Origin of the sequence: Haloquadratum walsbyi J07HQW2, from assembly GCF_000415985.1 — an archaeon.
In the GTDB taxonomy this organism is placed as follows: Archaea; Halobacteriota; Halobacteria; order Halobacteriales; family Haloferacaceae; genus Haloquadratum; species Haloquadratum walsbyi_B.
In genome coordinates this window covers 1,443,979-1,456,886 of the sequence record NZ_KE356561.1, presented here as the reverse complement: position 1 = coordinate 1,456,886, position 12,908 = coordinate 1,443,979, and the positions used below count along the sequence as shown (strand labels likewise).

General features: G+C 49.0%; 14 protein-coding genes, 1 tRNA gene and 2 pseudogenes. 7 read left to right on the top strand and 10 right to left on the bottom strand.

Features of this window, described 5'->3' with window-relative positions:
• The 3 genes and pseudogenes from J07HQW2_RS06745 to J07HQW2_RS06735 form a co-directional block, all read left to right on the top strand.
• Positions 1–451, top strand: a pseudogene (locus tag J07HQW2_RS06745) (plasmid replication protein RepH); the annotation flags it as partial.
• A gap of 333 nt (positions 452–784) precedes the next feature.
• Complete coding sequence (locus J07HQW2_RS06740) at positions 785–982, top strand: hypothetical protein (RefSeq protein WP_021054671.1); 198 nt, start codon at positions 785–787, stop codon at positions 980–982.
• A gap of 349 nt (positions 983–1,331) precedes the next feature.
• Entirely contained in the window at positions 1,332–1,739 is a 408-nt protein-coding gene (locus tag J07HQW2_RS06735; RefSeq protein WP_021052494.1) for a nucleotidyltransferase domain-containing protein, read from the top strand.
• A 76-nt stretch (positions 1,740–1,815) separates the two neighbouring features.
• On the opposite strand, the gene J07HQW2_RS06730 is transcribed toward J07HQW2_RS06735, so the two are convergent.
• The 5 genes from J07HQW2_RS06730 to J07HQW2_RS06715 form a co-directional block, all read right to left on the bottom strand.
• Positions 1,816–2,247 (bottom strand): type II toxin-antitoxin system VapC family toxin, encoded by a 432-nt coding sequence (locus J07HQW2_RS06730; RefSeq protein ID WP_021052493.1) that lies wholly within the window; start codon positions 2,245–2,247, stop codon positions 1,816–1,818.
• Complete coding sequence (locus tag J07HQW2_RS06725) at positions 2,244–2,519, bottom strand: hypothetical protein (protein ID WP_021052492.1); 276 nt, start codon at positions 2,517–2,519, stop codon at positions 2,244–2,246. The genes J07HQW2_RS06730 and J07HQW2_RS06725 overlap by 4 nt, the downstream gene beginning before the upstream one ends.
• Before the next feature lie 323 nt (positions 2,520–2,842).
• Complete coding sequence (locus tag J07HQW2_RS18025; RefSeq protein ID WP_021052490.1) at positions 2,843–3,046, bottom strand: HepT-like ribonuclease domain-containing protein; 204 nt, start codon at positions 3,044–3,046, stop codon at positions 2,843–2,845.
• Positions 3,043–3,180: a ribonuclease HepT family protein gene (locus tag J07HQW2_RS18020; RefSeq protein ID WP_021052489.1), complete on the bottom strand. Its 138-nt coding sequence runs from the start codon at positions 3,178–3,180 to the stop codon at positions 3,043–3,045. Before J07HQW2_RS18020 ends, J07HQW2_RS18025 begins: the two co-directional genes overlap by 4 nt.
• A complete protein-coding gene (locus tag J07HQW2_RS06715; RefSeq protein ID WP_021054669.1) occupies positions 3,177–3,941 on the bottom strand; it encodes a nucleotidyltransferase domain-containing protein in 765 nt (254 codons plus the stop codon). The genes J07HQW2_RS18020 and J07HQW2_RS06715 overlap by 4 nt, the downstream gene beginning before the upstream one ends.
• 343 nt (positions 3,942–4,284) lie before the next feature.
• Between J07HQW2_RS06715 and J07HQW2_RS06710 the strand changes: the two genes are divergently transcribed.
• A tRNA-Ser gene (locus J07HQW2_RS06710) sits at positions 4,285–4,368 on the top strand.
• 203 nt (positions 4,369–4,571) lie between these two features.
• On the opposite strand, the gene J07HQW2_RS06705 is transcribed toward J07HQW2_RS06710, so the two are convergent.
• Positions 4,572–5,360: an iron-sulfur cluster assembly protein gene (locus J07HQW2_RS06705; RefSeq protein WP_021054668.1), complete on the bottom strand. Its 789-nt coding sequence runs from the start codon at positions 5,358–5,360 to the stop codon at positions 4,572–4,574.
• Between the two features lie 5 nt (positions 5,361–5,365).
• Positions 5,366–6,424, bottom strand: coding sequence for an amidohydrolase family protein (locus tag J07HQW2_RS06700; RefSeq protein ID WP_021054667.1), 1,059 nt, complete (start codon positions 6,422–6,424; stop codon positions 5,366–5,368).
• Positions 6,425–6,698: 274 nt separating this feature from the next.
• Here J07HQW2_RS06700 and J07HQW2_RS06695 point away from each other — a divergent pair, with 274 nt between their 5' ends.
• A complete protein-coding gene (locus tag J07HQW2_RS06695) occupies positions 6,699–7,022 on the top strand; it encodes a DUF5785 family protein (RefSeq protein WP_048075184.1) in 324 nt (107 codons plus the stop codon).
• Between the two features lie 682 nt (positions 7,023–7,704).
• On the opposite strand, the pseudogene J07HQW2_RS06690 reads toward J07HQW2_RS06695, so the two are convergent.
• Positions 7,705–8,595: pseudogene (locus tag J07HQW2_RS06690) on the bottom strand (Cdc6/Cdc18 family protein); the annotation flags it as partial.
• A gap of 15 nt (positions 8,596–8,610) precedes the next feature.
• Positions 8,611–8,985 carry an AAA family ATPase gene (locus J07HQW2_RS18015; protein ID WP_021052468.1) on the bottom strand — a complete coding sequence of 125 codons (375 nt, stop codon included), beginning with the start codon at positions 8,983–8,985 and terminating at the stop codon, positions 8,611–8,613.
• 548 nt (positions 8,986–9,533) lie between these two features.
• Here J07HQW2_RS18015 and J07HQW2_RS06685 point away from each other — a divergent pair.
• Positions 9,534–9,839 (top strand): DUF433 domain-containing protein, encoded by a 306-nt coding sequence (locus tag J07HQW2_RS06685; protein ID WP_021052467.1) that lies wholly within the window; start codon positions 9,534–9,536, stop codon positions 9,837–9,839.
• A gap of 318 nt (positions 9,840–10,157) precedes the next feature.
• Positions 10,158–11,525 (top strand): ABC transporter substrate-binding protein, encoded by a 1,368-nt coding sequence (locus tag J07HQW2_RS06680; protein WP_021054665.1) that lies wholly within the window; start codon positions 10,158–10,160, stop codon positions 11,523–11,525.
• 253 nt (positions 11,526–11,778) lie between these two features.
• Here the strand turns inward: J07HQW2_RS06680 and J07HQW2_RS06675 are convergent, their stop codons facing one another.
• Complete coding sequence (locus tag J07HQW2_RS06675) at positions 11,779–12,765, bottom strand: SDR family oxidoreductase (RefSeq protein WP_021054664.1); 987 nt, start codon at positions 12,763–12,765, stop codon at positions 11,779–11,781.
• Positions 12,766–12,908: the final 143 nt, after the last annotated feature.

Sequence of the window (12,908 nt, the reverse complement as noted above, 5' to 3'; positions counted from 1 at the left end):
TGTCCGCGAGCTTGACCGCGTAACTGCAGTCCAGCAAGAGGGTCACCGCCGGTGGACCACAACAAGTCCGACACCACCAGTAACGACCTGGCTTTCGCCGAACAGCAATCAGACCGCACCGCCGCTAGTGATATATCGACAGCCGACCACACCCACCGGATCGAGAAGCCTACCCTTCGACCACATGAGGAAATGTACTCTTGTTGAGTGGGACAGACACCCACCACCTTCGATTGCCACCAAACTCAACGGAGATACCAATCACATCACCGCACATCCGATGATCAACGTCGACAAGAACCGACTGTCGAACAGCAATGCGCAACAGCACCAATACCCGGACATCCAAGTCGATTCCGACCATCCCTATTACACCACGACACCGACAACACATCCGACGATAGCAGTCCCAACGCGACAAACACGGCTTCCGAATGGAGGTGAGCAGTAGTGAACGAACCAACACTCGACACAGTCACGTCCACGACAACATGGTCTATAGTTGACTATCACGATTCAACGAAGCCATTCGCTGGCAACCTGAAATCGAGCTCAAGAAGGGCGTTGAGCGCATCTGTGCGCACTCCCGCAAGGCCGACACTCCCGAGACCAAGACGAACTAACAGGGCACGACCGACAGGGGACTCAGGATTGTTTCAGTCTGCTCGTGACTGCTCAGCAGTGTTCTCCCTGATCCCACGAGGTCCGGACTCATAGAATTGCGAGGCGTTTGTGTTAGGCTCATTCCTAATAGTTATGTGACACTCTAGATTGACATATGTGGATGAGCGATGATGTCACCGTGCTGGAAGACGAGATCGAAGCCGACGCGACAGACCCGATCATCCGGTTTGATACCCACCACGGCGTTCATGAACTCCATCTGGGGTCGGAACCGTTCGAGATCAACTACCCCGGACTTGTTGAGACCTTTCGCACATGGCGGGGGGCACTCCCGACATCGAAACGTGCCGACTGGTGACGCCTCTCAAGTACGGTGACTGACAAACGATCATGACTCCACTCCTCACATCATGACCCGAACACTCCACGTCCGGATCGAGTCTCCGGATCGTAGCAATCTTAACGAACGGCTCGAAGCGATCGACGCCGGCGAAGCGGACCGGATATCGAAGCTCCCGTCTTCCACATAGCGGATCACGGTCCGTGTTACGTGCCAGATCGAGAGGGCAACAGCGCATATGTCGACGCCCGCAACACCGACTACGAGTTCAGGTGAGAGCAGGTACTGCCGTCCATACTGTCACTAGTGCGGTGATACAATATGACTTGGCGGAATTATTTTGTGATAATACGATGTGGATCCTTGTATGGAACCGAATACTGATCAGTCACAGATACGCTCCGCTCTCAAGGATGTGGTCTGTGCTGATCCAGACGTCGTTTTCGCCGTTGTATTCGGATCACAGGTTTCGGAGACGGTACCGCATTCATCTGATTTTGATATCGCTGTCAAGTTCACAGCAGACTGTTCTGAACGGAACCGGTTCAAAAAGCGGTGTGTACTCTCTGGTGAGCTCCAACACGAGGAGTTCACATTCATCGACGTGTCCGATATTGACTCGCTGCCGCTGGATGTCGCCCACGACGCCGTAAATGGCGACCTGCTCTGTGGCGATGAACGACCTTCGAACAGTTCAAGACAGACATCGAGGCGGAATTTGATGAAAAACGTGAGACCCTTCGCCGGCACCAGCGTACGGTCATCGACCGGATAGCGGAGGACGGACTGCGTGGTTGACGAACGCGTCGTCTCGGTCAAACTCGAACAGATCGAACAATCCCACCATGGGCTCACACAGAACGAGGATCGATCCGCTCCGTGACGCCGTCGAAGTCGTCATCAAAGCTCAACACGGCGTTAATGTCGTGACGACGACACAGCCCGACCGTCGTGGCGTCTGTGAAACTCAACGCCTGATCGTCGTAGCGTTCGAACACATCGACAGCATCTTGGAAGACTGCCGCTGAGACACGGAGCAGCTCATATGCCTTCGGATACGGATCGACCCCCCTAAGCTTTGCTCCGAGCTGCCGTGCGGGGATGAACGCACCACCTCGTTTGAGTGTGAGCGTCACCGCCTCGTCGTAAATGTAGTCACTTACATACGGCTGCCCAAACTCGCCGTCGTACACGGCGTCAAGAGCAGCACTGGCGGCGGTATGCCGTGACGCATCTTGGTCATGGTCCGCGTACAGTACACCGGTATCCACAAAAACCGTCATCCGTACAGTACGTCGTCGATATCGCTTTCATCCGTTTCAACGCCTGAATGGAACCGGCCACGGCGCATGGCCTCCTTCTCTGCCGGTGATAGTGGAACTGATGACTCTCGGAACGAGTCGATCACGTCCTCACGTGATTCGTATGCGTCATCGATGAGGCGCGAGAGCAACTCCTGTTGAGTGACTGTTGACCCCGTCTGGAGTCGAATCTCCGCTTGGAGTTCTTCGAGACGAGATTTTGCATCGTCGTGGACTTTCACTGCCGTCGTCATGCATCTGAGTTACATCCAACACTTGGTAAATGTTTCTACAGACAGAGCAGGTCGAGTGCCTCGGGGCGTGACCCCGAGGTGGTTCACGCACAACATCTCCCTCGCCGTGAGAAGTCAGAGTTGTCAACAGAGAAGAGATACTCTAGAGAGGAGTTTCAGACGTCTCGATCGAGCTGTGTTTCGCAGACTCTGGATGTGCCGCAAACCATGCCTGCGCTTCCGAGATGACCGTAGCATTCTCGGATTGTGTAGCCATGGTCGCTCCTGAAGTGTTCATTACGAACGTCATGGAGGACCCCACTACACTACTGTGCGTTGCGATGTCATTCAATTTCGTCTCGAACGGACTCGATCTGTGCTCCTAAGGTTGGCACCTCTTCTTGAATGGTTGTCCAGACGATTTGTAATTCGACGGTTGCGTATCCGTAGATCAACTTATCACGCATTCTAGTCATTTCTGACCACGGCACATCATCATACTCTTGACGGATCTCATTAGGAACGTTCTTCGCTGCCTCGCCGATCACCTCAAAATTCGGAGTACTGCGTCGACTGTCTTTGAGTCGTCAACGAACTCTTGGTAGGTCATCTCTCGTGTATATCGCTTGATCTTCTCGACGCCGTCAAGAATGTCATCGAGATAGTCCAGAACCGCTGTCATACCATGACAAGATCGTCGCGAACGCGGGATTCAACCCGTGGCTTCAACGAGTCTTTCGTCACGAGGTCGACCTCAATACCAAGTTCCTCCGTCAGTTCGTTTTCTAACCGAACGAGATCGAACAACGTTACTGGCTTGTCGAACGCGACGAGTATATCGAGATCGCTGTCAGGCTGTATCGCCTCATGCCCACCATCGGAGATGACCGATGTTTCTGATCCTCTCTTACCACTGACTGCGAGTATCGGTGTCGGACACAGATATCCCAACAGCGAGAGATCACTCTCTTGAGTAATACGCGCAATCTGCTCGAAGTCATCGCCGACAATAATCGTTCGCTGACTGTCTGTGTCAGGTCGCCGCAACCACACTAACCAGCTAGGCAGTAGCACGAGGAGAATCGGTGTTGTAGCGACAAGTGTGAGCCGCGGGAGTTTATACGTATAATCGAAGTATCCGATTGTCGCGAGTGCAAAGACGGCAGCGAACACACGTTTGTGTGCCGACATGACAATATCAAGGATTCGTCGTGGTCGCGGCTTGTACAGTGGGAGAAACGCTCCAGTGACAGCCAGAACAGTCAATCCGACCTCAATCAGGTACTCTGCTCCCCCAGGCGGATCCGGTGGCAATCGCGAGAGCACTGGCATCACTCCGAGCCATGCTTGTACCGTCCCGCTATTCACGACAACCACCGCCGCTGCAGTGAGCAACGCGACCCTGACAGTGCTTGCGGCTCGATACTGCCATCCGGAATTCATCTATTCTTGTATGTCAATCCAATAAGAATAATTTCTTTCGCTCATCTGATATGCACGGTGTCGTAACAGTGTAAGAACGCACACCCCTGAAATCATCCTAACTCTCTCTACGAGTGCCCTATTGACGTAGGTTCGGGAATTCCTCTCACGCAGTGGGATACGATTCTTCTCCGGAACCTGCTAATTATGAGTCCATCAGAGAGATTCACTAATACATCAAAATGATTAATCTGACCTTGTGCAACGAAATAGTAACTACACGAACATCACGATTTGTAAAATACCGACCACCCTCGACCGCGACCGACAATCATTAACCATCGGACCCTAATGTGAAAATATAGGTGGGATGGCGGAGTGGACTAACGCGCCTGCCTTGAGAGCAGGTGGCCATATGGCCTCCTGGGTTCAAATCCCAGTCCCACCGCATGGGTTACTTTTCGACAGCATCTGATACACAACAGAGTCTGGGATCGTCTTGATCAACGATGCTGTTTTACTCTGAAAATAGCAACCGCATCCTTCAAAAACACCAGCACAAGTCCAAATAAAAAAGTTGGATTATCACCAGGTCACGATACCACAAATACCGGATATTCGATACTAACTCGCTTCTAGTCTCGAACGTCGCTAGTCAGCATCTGCAGCGACTGGTGTGTCACGGTTGAGCTTGTCGCGACGGCTCTCATTGAGTGCATCACAGAGACCGCCTTGCCCAGTCATATTTGTCTGTGCAAGTCTCCCTCGTCGGTGGACAAGATCAAAGTTATCGACTGAGACTGGCTCGCCCTCAGGTGTACGAAACAGCGTGTCATCCTCTGAGGTAATATATTCGACTGTTCGCGCCTTTCGAAGATACCGATCAAGTGGACGCGCCGGAACTGTCACTGCAAATGATTCCGATTCAAGATAGACAGCCGCAAATGCATCCTCAGAGCGTCGATCATCACCAGTGTGAATATCGATCTCTGCTGGCGTTAATCCACAGATCTGTGCTGGTGTGATATCAGCCTCAAGTAGTGATTCGACTGCTTCGTACTGGCGTGAGAGACGCGCCTTGTCATCAAGGGTTGCGCGAACAGAGGCAACCTCCCCATCGGCGTCTGGGAATGATGCATCGAATGACTGTCGAGCGTTCACACCCTCATTGATTTCATGCTGATGCATATGTTCACGGAGACAAATAACTGCCCGATCAGCACTAGCAATTGATTCAATTTCATCGCGAGCGTCAACTGACATCATCCATGCAAACGCAGGTGAACACCACGCTGTTGGTAGCGTGAACGCAAGTGTTACGACGCCGTAATCATCATTAATCTGGATCTGATCGACATATCCGAGTTCAACGATTGACTCATCAAGCTCAGGATCACTGACGCGGTCAAGCCGTGCTCTGACGGTATCACGTGTTATCATTCGCGTTAGTCATCCGCTGGAGCAGTTGCATCGTATGCGTCACCAAGACCGAATTCCTGGCTGATGGCGTCGGTACTGAGCTGTTTCTTTCGCTTTTCAATATCGATATCATACAACTCGGCGATGTTTTCACCCATAAGCTTCTTTTTCGCCTCAAGATCGAACTCAACGCCGTACTCTTCGACTTGTTCATCGCTGAGTTCAGTCTGCATTACGGCTTCAATGAGCCAGTCAGGATCCCAGATACCATAATCCGAACCGAAGGTCAATCGATCCTCACCAAGCCAAAATAGTAGTTCAGCCATAATCTCTGAGAATCGCTGTGGACGACCTAACGCCATTGGGGCTGCAACCGCGATCCCACCGTAGACGTTCGGTTCCTGTGTTGCAATCCAACAGAAGTCATCAAGTCGTGGCAGACCGACGTGCTCGACAATGAAATTCAGCTCTGGGAATGACGATGCTGCTTCATCGACATCGCCTACATCGAATGCATCTTTATTGAGCGGTCGAATTGTTGGACCTTTGTGTGGGTGGATATTTTTTACACCGAGGTCAGCGCACTTTTCTAAGAACTCAAAGGCATCATCGCTATCAAGACGCCATCCCTTGGAGTCGCCTTTCCACTCTGCGGTGTATACTTTTGCACCCATGATATCGTACTCTTCTTTCTGGCGTTCAAGCTCTTTGAGTCCTTCTTCGCCGTCGCGTGGATCCCAACGACCGTTGAGCACGAATCGATCAGGATGATCCTGATAGAGCGTCTGCCCGAGGTCATCGACCGTATTGAATCCCTCTTTATAGAAATCTCTAAGATGCGTCGGCTGATAAACACCCACGTCAACGTGGTTGTTGAATAGGTCTTCCTTCACATCCTCAGGAGTGAATTTTCGATAATCCTCCATGTCACGCTGTCGGTCATCAGGCGTGAACCCGGTGTGATAGTCATGGAAGCATTGAATGAACTGCTCGCCACCCTTGTGTTTGATATTCTCCTCCGTTGCATCCCACATGTGAACGTGTCCGTCAATGACAAACACATCCTCACCCTCGTATCGGTACATGCATCTGATATTGAGGATACCATATATAAATAATTAACATAATTTTTTATTTTAATCATGTTAGAAAAGAAAAAATTCAATTATATTAATAATACTGTCTCAAGAGATTTGATATTCAGCACATATCGTTGTCTGCACCGGCGGCAACTCATTTCTCAGAATAGTATAGCTCCGTATTTATTCGACAGTTGACATGGTTGGTCACCTCTCAGACACTCAAATATCGTACTCATTATTCTGTAACGGCCTTGCTGTAGAGTGCAGATGCGAGTGTATGGAGTGGTCACATGATCCCGATGGAGAGCACGGTTCGGAGGGGCGTCGAAAATATGGACATACCGTGATTGCAAAGAAAGTGAACGAAAATGAGGACTTCCCTCTTGACTGTGATACATTCGTCAGCGAATACGGCGATCACCCAGTTCGTATTGATAATGACACTGTCGTTTCGGTTGCTGACGTATTCGAACATGTTGAGGGAGCAGAGTTCGCGGAGTTTATTGAATTTAATCAAGCATTCGGACGTGCGATGCGCCAGGGTGAGCTTTGGTCGTACGAAGGTGCAGGAGAATTTGTTGGGACTGGAAACGAGGTTTGAACCCGTTTAATTTTTTAATGCATCTTTACCGGTCGTTACTGATTACATAAACCAGAGCAATCCCGAGGCATGGTTGATGAATATGATAGAGAATGCATTTTATCTACTCTTCATTGAACAAGCGTCAATTAAACAGAGGACACATTTTATTTATTCTCATCGATGAGAGGTAAATATACGGTAGCGGTCCCTTAGCTGAAACACACTCGCCTTAGATCGGCTGATGCTCCACCCAAGATGATGAATACTGTCGTGTGATATGAATAATCGAGTCGATCGTTCAGCGGAATTCCAACAAAGTCACCAAAGACACGTGTGCGGTATGTTGCCTAGAGATTGGTCGGATTGTAACTGGTGAATTACCACAGATTGAATTATATGTAATGTCTGTGAGAACCGACGCTTGCGATCTGACCTCACCTCACCCGAGGGCATCCGTGTTATTACACTTGAATATATAGGCTTTGAGAGACACCGCATTTCCCGGGACTGACTCACCCGGCATTCATTCACATGTATCACTTGACCCGCTGTACCCTGTCTCGAAAACAGAAAGATTCGGATGACGATGGTGAGCAACGAGTGATATTCTTCCACAGACTACATGTGAGTACACACAGCAGTTTTCCTGAGTTATTTCAACGAGTATGCCTGGATATCTGACACAGACACAGCAGTTTTGCTAGCTTACCCCACGCGTGCTAATTTGCTTCCACTCAAGCCCATTTGCTTCAATTGCCTCCTTAATCTTTGAGGGACCAATATCGTCGCTAAACCCGTGTTCGCTCCACTGTCCGCCAGCAGCACCTGCGTTACGATCAATCGTATTCACGAATCCGAACATCACGAGCTTTGAGAGGTGATTAAACATACCGCGCCGTGTTAATGGCTCATTCCCGCTATCTTCATTATATGCTCGCACAACACGACAATACGTTTGATGTACCGTCCGTGTCCGTGCCGGAGTCTTCTCAACGAGTGCTAAGTGAGCGAGGGATTTGAGGATGTATAACTTCTCATCATCCTGCTCAGCAATTGATTCAACGATGTTTCCGTACTCAATCTTCTCGTTTGCCTGTCGTACGTGTTCTTTTTGAATTTGTGTGACACCCTCGCCCTCAGCAATCTCGGCTGAGCCACGCAGTAACCGTATTGCTCTCCGAGCACTTCCAGAGGCTTCCTGATAAGCAAGCGCTGACACGAGATTAATTATCCCATCGGCATATGTGCCATCATACAGTGCCTGTTCAGCACGATTATGAAGTATATCTGCGAGTTCTGTTGCATCATATGGTGAAAATTTGATTTCGGTTTCGCATAAGCTGTCTTTCACTTTCGGTGAGAGATTTCTTCTGAATGTGTAGTTATTACTTATACCAATTACACCAACACGAACATCCTCGAGATAACCGATATCACGTGAACGTGGAAGTTCGTACAGAAGCGTGTCATCTTCTCCGATTTTGTCAACCTCATCGAGGATTATGAGCACTGTTCCAGAAAGTGAATCCAATTCTGAGTACATGATATCATATACATCCTGCGGGGCATACCCTGTCCCAGTGATTCGGTTCCCCGACTCACGGAGTCAATTAACAATGCCGACTGCCACTTGATATGATGATGTCGTGTGACCTGCTGTAGTGAAGTTCTCACAGTTAATCCAGATGTCGTTGAGTTTGAGTTGATCAGTGTTGGAGAGATTCGAGTTTTTCTCTCCAAGATCATTGATGAGTCTATTACGAAGATACTTTGTTACTGCCGTCTTTCCGACTCCTGTGTCACCGTAGAGAAAGGCATTCTGTGGGGGTCGTCCCTTGTATATTGGTTTTGAAATATCAGTAAGCTCACCAAGTGAATCGTCGCGGCAGAGAATTTCACTTGGGGTGTAATCCTCTTCAAGAACTGTTGCGTCATCTATCATCTCGACATCGTCAGCAAAAATCGAATCTTCCTCTTCCATGAGAACAAATGTAATCCAAGTAACATAAAATTTCCTAAGTTTCCCGAGTTTCTTGTGTTTCTTATAGCTTTGAATTAACCGAGGATGAGCTAATATACGGACTTATTATATTATATTATACTATATAATTACTGCATTACCTGAACTATTAATGTATAGAATTTGATTATATGGAATCGTATATCACATATCGGTAATAAGAAAGCACAAAAAGAGACCCTCTCGTGATAATAACTGAGGAAACCCGCTGTGTGAGAGGTGACTACAACCAGTCAATCAAAAGTGTATACCAATCTGAGAAGACCCAGGAAAACTGCTGTAAGAGATCTATCTCTACAAATTGCTTCAATTTGAACCATCTTACAAACAGGATATATGATCAAACTGAAAACAAACTCGAGACTCTATAGAATTTTTTAGGCTGGATGCGGAGCGCGTATGCAGTACGTCACGAACCGAGAGTTGAGGCTCTCTGATTCGGTCAATGCAGACAGTGAAGTGACCATTCCATTCATCTAAATATAAGCGCGTGTTTTGATGTATGATAGATGTCTCAGCAGGAGACCCGCATTGTGCGAGACATACTCGATGAACCGCATATAAACGGGCGGCGTATTCCAGTTCTGACTATCGCCGAGCGAGTCGAAGGTCGTGGACTCAAACCACAAACCGTCGCCGACCGGCACGATCTTACTGTCTCGGAGGTTTACGCTGCGTTATTATACTATCACGACCATCCCCGGGAGTTCGAGAACCTGCGGCGGGAACGGGAACAAATCATGTCTGACGCAGAGGACGAGATTACCCGACCCGAAGGCGTCATTCCAGGCTTCACCTCACCGAGAGAGGAGTAGTGCAGTAGGCATTTTCTATCGACGCAAGCCTCGAACCGCGCACTGCTGACATTCTCCGAAAAGAGAGCTATCGGACTGATTACCCCGATTATACATATTTCTTAGCATAAACTAAGATGAGTATAAACGGTCCACATCCGGTCATCGAGCAGTCCGGTACGTCATTAGTGTGTATTCAGTACATTCCAAGCTGTAGATCTATAGTGAACATAACTCTGATAAAAAGTTCATATATAAGAGCAATATATCCAATTATCGGTCAGTTGATACATACTGACAACGGGCACTTTTAAATTCACGACTGACGATACCTGAAATATGTCACGAGACATTGAACGTCGAGCATTTCTGAAGCGCGCCGGAGCAGCCGGAGTATTGGGAACAGTTGGTCTGTCAGGTTGTGTCGGCGGTGGAGGCGGCGGCGAGAGCGGTAGCTCCGACTCAACAACAACAGAAAGTGGTGGAACCACCGGAACGCCTTCCGGATCAAGCGGTCCAGAGGGCATTGTTGTGATTGGCTATCCAGAGAGTGGAATTCAACTTTTCCGTGATTACTACAGCCAATCTGATGGGAGTGAAGAAATTCTCATTCCAGACGGTCTTCGCGATGGTGCAATGCCCGGGCAGGTTGGTAATGAGATGGCAAACGTAACAGGAACAGCTCCTGCTGCAGGCGGTCCAAGCCAGGAAGCGTTTAATTCGCTCTTCCAAGATGAGTACGGTGAAACTCCCGGTGTCTTTACCTCACAATCATATGACTCAGTCGCAATTCAGATCCTTGCGAATGCCGCCGCAGGCGAGAACGATGGTACAGCGGTTCGTGACCAGATGCGACGTATCGCGAATCCCGAAGGCACAACAGTCACTCCTGACAACCTCATTGAGGGTATTGAAGCCGCTGCAAATGGCGAGGACGTGAACTATCAGGGTGCCTCCTCGGCGACAAACTTCAACGAAGATGGCGACCCGGCATCCGCAGCATACGCTATCTGGGAGTTTGCGGACGGAGGAACCTCCCAGATTAATGTACAGAACTTCGAGGGCGCAAATCCAGAAGGATCTGGTCCTGCAGCCGATAGTGGACCTGGTGGGACTGACCGTGAGGTATCTGTCGGGATTCTCCTTCCAGAGACAGGCGATCTCGCATCAGTCGGACAGCCGATGATTCAGGCTGCACAACTCCCAGCAATGCAGATAAATGAGGCGAATCCTGCAGGCATCTCAGTCAATGCACGAACTGAGGATACACAGACATCCCCAAGTGCTGGTGTCTCGGCTGGTGAGTCACTCATCAGTGCTGGTGTCCCGAGTGTCTGTGGGACGGCGTCCTCCGGTGTGAACGTTCCGACCTCGCTACAGGCATTCATTCCAAATGAGGTCGTCGGATGCTCACCATCCTCAACAGCATTGTCTGTCTCAAATCTTGATGATGATGACTACATCTTCCGGACGGCACCGTCTGACTTCCTGCAAGGTCGTGTCATGGCACAAGTGATGGCTGAGCGACTTGAGGTAAGTTCTGTTTCAACACTGTTCGTGAACAATGATTATGGGCAGCAGCTTTCAGATCGCTTCACGAGCGTCTTTACCGAGGAATACGATGGTGAGGTATTCGAGACTGTTGGATTTAATAAGGGTGCGTCGTCGTACTCCTCAGCGATTGAAACGGCTCTTTCTAGCAACTAACGCCAGCCTTGTTTTAGCGCTGATTTCACATCGGTCAAAAATTGTCCTTTATTAATTCATGACTGGTCACTCAGTTCCTATCGGTCACGCTAACTGTATCATGTCTGCAGCCGCGGAGAGTGACGAATCAATATAAATTCAAAAGGAATAGTCGGTAGACATCAGTATAAATATCCCGAACAGAAGTATACAATAATCCAAGAGATGAGTACCGATTATCGACTTGACTGGCTACACTAGCAAGTACATCTCCCTAACTTTGGAGTACAAGTGGTTCGTACCAATCACGACTTTCATGATACCACTCGACGAATTCCTCGACACCTTCTCGAATCGTATGAGTCGGTTCATATCCTAGAAGATCTCGTGCTTTTTCAACAGCAGCATGTGTGTGTTCGGCGTCGGCATCATGACGTTCGGCAAATATGATTTTTTGCTCCGGCGCTAATTGATTTCGAATCTCCTCAGCAAGTGTGAGGATATCGATATTGTCAGTACTTCCGATATTGACCGCCTCACCATCGGCAGCACTCTCGGTTAGTAATGTGACATTCGCCTCAACAATATCGTCAATAAATGTAAAATCGCGTGTTTGCGTCCCATCGCCATATACGACCGGCGGTTGTTCATTGAGACACCGTGAAACAAAGTTTGAAATCGCCATATTCGGACGCATTCGCGGTCCATAGACGGTAAAGTAACGCAGTGCAACTGCCGGTAAATCATACACCTCGCTATATGCGCAGGCGTACCGTTCAGCTGCTAACTTCGATGCACCGTATGGGCTCACCGGTGTTGTTGGGTGTGACTCGTCGTATGGAAGATATTCAGGGCTACCATACACTGATGAGGATGATGCAAGTACAATGCGTTTTGTTTCTGTATCGCGGGCGGCGTCAAGAATATTTAATGTCCCCTCGACGTTGATCTCATCGTATTTCCGTGGATCCGCGACGCTTTGACGAACGCCGGCCTGTGCGGCTTGATGATACACATACTCAGCGTCAGAAACGAGCTCTGTAACGGTATCGGCATCTCGAATATCTCCCTCAATAAATCGATATGATCCTGAACCGTCATCAGCACGTGTTCGACAGACCTCGATTGTCTGTTTTTTAATTCGGGTATCATAGAACGGTTCAAGATTATCAAGTACAATAACGTCATGCCCGTCAGCGATGAACCGCTCTGCAAGGTGTCCCCCAATAAATCCAGCACCGCCAGTAACGAGTATTTCCATTGGTATTTATGAGACAATCACTATTGAAAGACCTACTGTATCTGCGTCACTCGGTCGTGGTGTTACCGTCTACCACCGACTCAGTATCGGGAGTCGCCTCGATATCACCCTGTAAAGACTCACCCTGCAGACGGTTCTCAGCA

Bases quoted from the DNA above. Each gene is read 5' to 3' on its own strand.
- J07HQW2_RS06740 (WP_021054671.1), top strand. From the start codon at position 785: ATGAGCGATGATGTCACCGTGCTGGAAGACGAGATCGAAGCCGACGCG.
- J07HQW2_RS06735 (WP_021052494.1), top strand. From the start codon at position 1,332: ATGGAACCGAATACTGATCAGTCACAGATACGCTCCGCTCTCAAGGAT.
- J07HQW2_RS06730 (WP_021052493.1), bottom strand. From the start codon at position 2,247: ATGACGGTTTTTGTGGATACCGGTGTACTGTACGCGGACCATGACCAA.
- J07HQW2_RS06725 (WP_021052492.1), bottom strand. From the start codon at position 2,519: ATGACGACGGCAGTGAAAGTCCACGACGATGCAAAATCTCGTCTCGAA.
- J07HQW2_RS18020 (WP_021052489.1), bottom strand. From the start codon at position 3,180: ATGACAGCGGTTCTGGACTATCTCGATGACATTCTTGACGGCGTCGAG.
- J07HQW2_RS06715 (WP_021054669.1), bottom strand. From the start codon at position 3,941: ATGAATTCCGGATGGCAGTATCGAGCCGCAAGCACTGTCAGGGTCGCG.
- J07HQW2_RS06705 (WP_021054668.1), bottom strand. From the start codon at position 5,360: ATGATAACACGTGATACCGTCAGAGCACGGCTTGACCGCGTCAGTGAT.
- J07HQW2_RS06700 (WP_021054667.1), bottom strand. From the start codon at position 6,424: ATGTACCGATACGAGGGTGAGGATGTGTTTGTCATTGACGGACACGTT.
- J07HQW2_RS06695 (WP_048075184.1), top strand. From the start codon at position 6,699: ATGGAGTGGTCACATGATCCCGATGGAGAGCACGGTTCGGAGGGGCGT.
- J07HQW2_RS18015 (WP_021052468.1), bottom strand. From the start codon at position 8,985: ATGGAAGAGGAAGATTCGATTTTTGCTGACGATGTCGAGATGATAGAT.
- J07HQW2_RS06685 (WP_021052467.1), top strand. From the start codon at position 9,534: ATGTCTCAGCAGGAGACCCGCATTGTGCGAGACATACTCGATGAACCG.
- J07HQW2_RS06680 (WP_021054665.1), top strand. From the start codon at position 10,158: ATGTCACGAGACATTGAACGTCGAGCATTTCTGAAGCGCGCCGGAGCA.
- J07HQW2_RS06675 (WP_021054664.1), bottom strand. From the start codon at position 12,765: ATGGAAATACTCGTTACTGGCGGTGCTGGATTTATTGGGGGACACCTT.